The sequence below is a fragment of the Tahibacter sp. genome (assembly GCF_032229445.1).
In the GTDB taxonomy this organism is placed as follows: Bacteria; Pseudomonadota; Gammaproteobacteria; order Xanthomonadales; family Rhodanobacteraceae; genus Tahibacter.
Genome location: NZ_JAVTWC010000035.1, coordinates 83,538 through 90,041 on the forward strand (window position 1 = coordinate 83,538; position 6,504 = coordinate 90,041).

Below are 6,504 nucleotides of genomic sequence, written 5' to 3' on the forward strand. Positions count from 1 at the left end.
GCATCGGTTGTTCTCCATGCGGCCTGTCCGGTTCGCGCGCGGTTTGCCGTAAGCGGCACGGCTTGCGGGCAATCCGGTACGTTCGCGCTCCGCTCGCGCCGTGTGATCCACAACACCCTCATCCAGGAAGCCGCCCATGCGTTTCGCGCTTGCATCCCTTCTCCTCGCCGCCGCGTGCACCGCCCACGCCGGCGAAAACATGCTGCTGGTTCTCGACGCCTCGGGCTCGATGCGCGGCAAGATCGACGGCCGCACCAAGGTGGACATCGCGCGCGACACGGTCGCCAACGTGGTCCGCGGCTGGAACCCGGACAACCAGCTCGGCCTGGTCGCCTACGGACACCGGCGCAAGGGCGATTGCGCGGACATCGAGACACTGATCCCGGTCGGACCGTTGGATCCGGACGCCTACCTGAAAACCGTCAACGGCCTCGGCGCGCTCGGCATGACGCCGCTGTCGGCGGCCGTGCGGCAGGCCGCGCAGGCGCTGGACTGGTCGGAGCACAAGGCCACGGTGATCCTGGTTTCCGACGGCGAGGAGACCTGCAACCTCGACCCCTGCGCGATCGGTGCCGAACTGGAGAAAGCAGGCGTCGACTTCACCGCGCACGTCATCGGGTTCGACGTCGCCAACGCGGCTCATCAGGCACAGCTGCGCTGCCTGGCCAAGGCGACCGGCGGGCGCTACTTCAACGCACGCGACGGGCGCGAACTCTCGGCCGCGCTGCAGGGCGCGATCGTCGCCAGCACCGAGCCGCCGCCGCCACCGGCGCAGGCCACGCTGGCCGTCGCGCAGGCGGTCACCATCGCGCAACCGCTCACCGTGCGCTGGAGCGGCCCCGCCGACGACGGTGATTTCATCGCGCTGGCACGACCGGAGCAAAAGGACGGCGAGTACCTCACGTATTCGCGCATGATCGAAAGCGGCACGAAGGACGGCAGTGTCACGCTGGCAGCGCCGGCAACCGCGGGCACCTACGAGGTGCGCTACGTCAACCCGCGGCGCGGCGATGCGGTCCTCGCGCGCGCACCCGTGGCGGTGCAGGACGCGACAGCCTCGATCGAAGCACCCGATACCGTGCTGGCCGGCTCGCGCCTGAAGGTGGTCGCGCGCGGGCCCTACGGCAACAAGCACTGGGTAGGATTTGCACCGGCCGGCAGCCCGGTGGAGAGCTACCTCAACTACGCCCGGTTGACCGGGCCGGTCAGCGAGGTCGAGCTGATTCCGCCGGCGGTACCCGGCACCTACGAACTGCGTTATGTGCTGAACGAAAACGAGCGTGTGATCGCGTCCCGTCCGATCACGGTACTGCCCAGCGAAGTCGTCGTCAGTGGGCCCACGAGCGTCATGGCCGGCGACGCCTACCGGTTCGAGGCGCGAGGCCCGGTCGATCCGCGCCACTGGATCGGGTTTGCCGCGGCCGGCAGCGGCCCGGGCGACTACCGCGACTACACGCGGCCGGACGCATCGCCGGCATCGGGTGTCCTGACGGCGCCGACCGAACCGGGAAGCTATGAACTGCGCTACGTGCTCAACGAAGGAGAACGCGTGGCCGCCTCGCAGCGCGTCACGGTCATCCCGGTGCAGGCAACCCTCGCTCCGGCCGGAGCCGCTAAGGCCGGACAGCCGCTGCGCGTAGCATTCACCGGGCCGCGCGGAAGCGGCGCGTGGATCGGCTTCGTCAGGACCGGAACGCTCGAGTACCTCGGCTACGCCTCGGTGCAGCCAGCGGGCGAGGCGGTGGTCGAGGTGACTGCGCCGGACGAACCGGGCGACTACGAGCTGGTCTTCGTCGTTGGCGATGCGGCCGTGGTGCGGCAGGGGGTTTCGGTCGCGAAGTGATTCGAAATCGATGGAGTAGGGGACAGGTCCGGTCCGTCCCGTGTGGGCCTCACCCCGCGCAGTGCGCGGGGTCGTAAACCTGGGCGGCGCTGCGCGGCGTCGTGCTTCGCATCCGTGACCACGCTATCGCCGTGAGGGTTGCCCTGAAAAGTCGATGAGGCGTACGTCGCAATTGCCGGCGTGGTCCCGGTGCACACGGCCGGCGTACTGCTGGAGCGTGACTTGTCGGATGCGGGGACTCGCTCTTCGTCCTTGCGATTCCCCGGCCGCGCATTGCGCGCGGCCGGGCCATCAATGCCCGGGGGCAGAGCTCAGTCCGATGATTTCCCGGCGGCCTCGATCAATGCTTTCGCGTCGCGCGTAAGAATTGCAATCGCCTCCATCGTACGCACATGCGATCGCTCATCGTGATCCTCGACCTTCATCGTCAGCAGCGCATCGCTCAACGACGTAACCGCCGTGAGTCGCGCGACGGCTTCCTCGCGTAGGGCGCGCTGCTGGTCGGGGGTATCGACAACGTAGGCGAAAAGCACGACGGGAACATCGTCGAACTCGCCGGGGATGGGATAAAACGAGCCGATGGGTTTCATGGCGTCGGCCTCCTCGGTGACGTCGTGCTTTGACGACGGAGGCGGGCGAGAGTGGGGCAGAAAAGCGGACGTGCGAGAGGCATGTCGAACTCCTTTGGTTACGAAGTCCGCCAATTCGAAGTCAATCGAAACGGCGGCGCTGGTGTGCCTTTGGAATTCGGGTCGCCAATCCCGGTTGCCGAATTTGCGGCAACGTGCACATTGTTGGAAGTGATTCCCGTCGCGTCAAGTGCAAATGACAGCGAGTTTCAAGACGCATGCGTACGCTGCAAGCGTGCTGCGCGTATTGTTGGTCGCGATAGCATCAATGCTGCGTTCGCGCGTCGCGATTGTTGTGGTGGGGCATTACACGACGTTGCCCGCGTGTGGTAGGTGTCTGCTGGCACATGTGCGGATCGGTGTCGGACGGTTGGGATGAAGTGTGGATCGTTATTGCGGGCTTCCCTCGTGGGCGTTGTACCCTTGTCCTTGCTGGACAGCGCTTCGACGCGCGGATATAGATCGAGCACGACATGGGGCGACTCGATCTTGCCTTGGAATTGCACCGGGACTTCGTACAGCCACGGGAAGTGCGTGCGCTTGAACCCGAGCTTCTGGTTGTCCTTGTACCCAGCTCTGTTGCAGATCTTCGGCGCTGCTTGAAGAAGACCTGACTGCGCTGGCTAGCCCACGCGCCAAAAAAGACTTCAGCTGCGCCAGTTGACGAAGGGCATTGATCGTCCTAGCATCTTTTCCGTGGTCAACGGGCCATGGGTAAGTTGGCACCCGCAGCGCACACACCGGATTACTCCGGGTCGGCAAAGCCAGAAGTAACGCCTGAAATCAGTCCGTTATTCCCCAAGAACCCCATGCGGGAGCGGGACAACGTGTGCCGTCCGGTGAGCTCCCGTTTGGAGTTTCATCATGAATTCCCAGTCCTTCCGATCCACTGCGGCCGCTACTCAGCAGGCTGCGATGCTGTGTGCTTATCTGCGCGCCCATGCCAAACGCGTTCCGGAGAAGTTTTCCGTCGCGGACGCGATGGCTGTACTGAAAGAGTTGGAAGCCTGCTGGAGTACGCCGAAAGATCTTGCTGGTGCATTGAAGGGCATGCTCATGGAGCGAGGGGTGCGGCTCTCGCACGTTCTTGCTCTCGAAGTCGCCGCACAGTTGCGAGAGCAGAGCCCGTGGCTGAGGGTACAGCTCAATCTGCCTCGTCCTGAAGCAGCCCTCGAGGTTGTCGACAAGAACTTCAAAAGCGTGTCGGTCGATAGTTGGCCAATCGCCATCGATCATCTCTTTGCGTCCTGCGAGCATTGGCTGCGCGAACACCCGAACGCAAAGGTGCTAAGCATCAGCGCGAGCAGCTGCGTATTGGGCGTCCTTGGCCTTACGTTCGCCGCGCCGGGGCAGGGTAGGACATCCGGCCCGGAAGTTGACTTTGTCGGGCATGTGAAGGCGTCGGAAGGTCATCCCAACTGGCTTTTGTCCGCATTCGCTCCTGTGGAACGTCTGCGGCGGAAGCTGGAACAGCCTGGGCTGGCGGTGATTGATGGTTACGCGATCCTGCGCGTCCTGTCAGAGCGTCGTCCCCGCTGGGGCGCTGAGCTGGATCACTTCGCTACCAGTATCGCCGACTCTGGTAATGCTGAGCTGGTTCTTCGTCGTGAAGACTCGGTGTCGCTGGATGGTTTCGAGGTTGCTCGAGGTGGTGAAGTAGCGTGCTGGCATCAGTTCGAACGCGCGCTTGATGATGAGAGCGGTCCCGGGCCCCTCGGAGCGCCAATCACAATCGACGAAGAAGATGGTGCTTGGCTCTGTGGCTCTGCGCGCTTCGTATGGGAGGTGGTGACGATTCGCCCGGATCAGCCGATTCCCGGAATCATCATTAACCGCCTGTCCTGGCGACACTCGAAAAGTCTGCTGCAGCGTTACCTGCTGGCCCAACGCATCATCGCTTCGCCGATGCCCGCGCATGACGAGGCGCGCCGACTGGAGATGTTCTCGTCGCCTCCTGAGAAATGCTGGCTGCACGCGAGGCGGGTTGCCGAACGGCTGAACGCAGTGGGGTCGAGCTGGGAGGCATTCTGCGAGAGCGCGGGTTTGGAGCCGTCCCCGTTGTCTGCGCCCGTTTCGCTCGGGCACTTCATAGTATTGGCCGAGTATTTGGTTCTCGACAGTCCGGACTTACTGTTGGCATTGCCACCTCGCCGCGAGTTGGTCGCGGGTAGCGAGCATCATCTCCAGATGTTTATGCCGCGAGTTGATCGGCTTCGCTATCGCGCCCCACCGGACCTCGACGCTGATCGAGCGGAGCAGCTTAGGGAAGTCATGGAAGAGTTTCAGGCATCAATCCGCCTGAGGCAGGGGTTCCTGCAGATGGAGGCTCCTCTTCCCCAACTGGTTTACGCCAACGACTCCGCAGACCTGCTCGCCACGATTTGGGGTATGGGCCTCCAAGCACATCTCGGTGTGATCCCACATCTCATGCCCCTCCCTCAGGAGATCCAGGACCAACTCAGGCAACAGCGCGAACAGTTAGCTCAGAGGGCTGCGGAAGCCAACGAACCCTTCGAAGTCGCCGAGTTCCACCGCTACGCGCTGGGCCGCGCGCTCGTCATCGATGTCGATTGGTCCAACTAACACTCGGTCAGATTCCCGGCAGGCGCGGCGGCCCTCGCCCGACCTGCCGAGATCGGGAAGCGTTAGCGGCGGCGAGCAAAGCGTGGGGGGCTTGACACGAAGTTCCCGAATCTGGAACCATTACGAGAGGTTCCCGTCATGGGAACTTAGTGAGCGCAATGAAGATAGTAGGCACCGGAAAGCTGTTCGATTTTTGCGCCCGTAGACCGAGCCTCCGCCCGAGGGTCGCCGCGTGGCTCGCCGAGCTTGACGAGGCGGACCTAGGCAGCCAAATGCAGACTGAAAATCGATATGCGTCGGCACGTTTCCTGGCACCGAATGTGGCGGTTTTTCACTTCGGGGGCGAGGAAATGGTTGTCGAGGTGCTCATTTCGTTTAGTCACTCAACCCTGCTCGTTAAATGGGTGGGGTCGAGTGCCGACTACACCCAACAGAAACAGACCCGACATTAAGACCCATGAAGTTCATGAAAGACGATATGTCGGTTGCGCGGGTCATCAAAAGCGGGGATGACTACGAGTCTGCGCTTAACGAGTTGGAGAGGCTGATCGGTGAGGATCCGCCGATTGACAGTGTTCCAGGTGATCGCCTGGAACTGCTGACCGTCCTCGTGCGGGAATACGAGAGTCGACAGTTCGCATTCGAGCCAGCTGACGCGGTAGATGCGATTGAGTTCCGCATGGAAGAGCAGGGGCTGCGTCAGAAGGACTTGGCGCCGCTATTGGGCGGAAAGAACCGTGTTTCGGAGGTTCTGAGTCGCAAGCGCACTTTGACCTTGGACATGATCCGGGCGTTGCACTCCGGACTAGGTATTCCCCTGAGGGTCCTGATTGAACCGCAACGCGAGCGTTCGGCGTCAGATGCTATGGAAAGGCAATCAGAAGACCGTTTCGACTGGATCCGGTGGAATGAGTTTCCTGTTGCTGAAATGCAGCGTCGTGGCTGGTTCGACGATCTGGCATTGGGTAAACGTCAAGATCCCGAGCAACTGGTCCGAAGCTTCCTCGGTAAGGTGGTTGATCGCGTCGACTCGTTTCCTGCGCTGTTCCGGCGCAGCTTTCGAGGGCAGGGAATTACAGCGCAAACACGCTATGCGCTTGTTGCGTGGACAAGCCAGATTCTCATCAAAGCGAAAGGGCGTGAGAACGATGCGCCCGCTTTCTCGCCACACGGCCTCAATGACAAGGTCTTTCGTGAGCTAGCTCAACTGAGTCAGTTTCCGGACGGGCCGAAGCGCGTCGAAGCAGCCTTGCTGGGACTGGGAATCATTCTGATTGTCGAGCCTGGTCTGCCGACAATGTTGGCTGACGGAGCCGTCATGATGTCGGCTTCCGGCAGAGCCGTCGTTGGCCTCACGCTGCGTTTTGATCGCATTGATAGCTTCTGGTTTACCTTGTTTCATGAACTCGCTCACGCTCGTTACCACCTTAATGGCTTGAGCGAAGCGTT

At 62.2% G+C, this 6,504-nt stretch carries 4 protein-coding genes; 3 read left to right on the plus strand and 1 reads right to left on the minus strand.

The window, feature by feature from the left end:
• The first annotated feature begins 136 nt into the window (after window positions 1–136).
• Window positions 137–1,843: a VWA domain-containing protein gene (locus RUU78_RS07820; RefSeq protein WP_313915323.1), complete on the plus strand. Its 1,707-nt coding sequence runs from the start codon at window positions 137–139 to the stop codon at window positions 1,841–1,843.
• A gap of 311 nt (window positions 1,844–2,154) precedes the next feature.
• Here the strand turns inward: RUU78_RS07820 and RUU78_RS07825 are convergent, their stop codons facing one another.
• Window positions 2,155–2,433, minus strand: a complete 279-nt coding sequence (locus RUU78_RS07825; protein WP_313915324.1) for a hypothetical protein — start codon at window positions 2,431–2,433, stop codon at window positions 2,155–2,157.
• Window positions 2,434–3,336: 903 nt separating this feature from the next.
• On the opposite strand from RUU78_RS07825, the gene RUU78_RS07830 reads away from it, so the two are divergent.
• Together RUU78_RS07830 and RUU78_RS07835 are read left to right on the plus strand one after the other, a co-directional pair.
• The gene (locus RUU78_RS07830) at window positions 3,337–5,055 is read left to right on the plus strand and encodes a hypothetical protein (RefSeq protein ID WP_313915326.1); all 1,719 of its coding nucleotides are present in this window, start codon (window positions 3,337–3,339) and stop codon (window positions 5,053–5,055) included.
• A gap of 457 nt (window positions 5,056–5,512) precedes the next feature.
• The coding region (locus RUU78_RS07835) for a helix-turn-helix domain-containing protein (RefSeq protein ID WP_313915328.1) at window positions 5,513–6,504 on the plus strand (992 nt) is incomplete at its 3' end.

Excerpts from the sequence above, each read along its gene's own strand:
- RUU78_RS07820 (WP_313915323.1), top strand. The coding sequence starts at position 137 with ATGCGTTTCGCGCTTGCATCCCTTCTCCTCGCCGCCGCGTGCACCGCC.
- RUU78_RS07825 (WP_313915324.1), bottom strand. The coding sequence starts at position 2,433 with ATGAAACCCATCGGCTCGTTTTATCCCATCCCCGGCGAGTTCGACGAT.
- RUU78_RS07830 (WP_313915326.1), top strand. The coding sequence starts at position 3,337 with ATGAATTCCCAGTCCTTCCGATCCACTGCGGCCGCTACTCAGCAGGCT.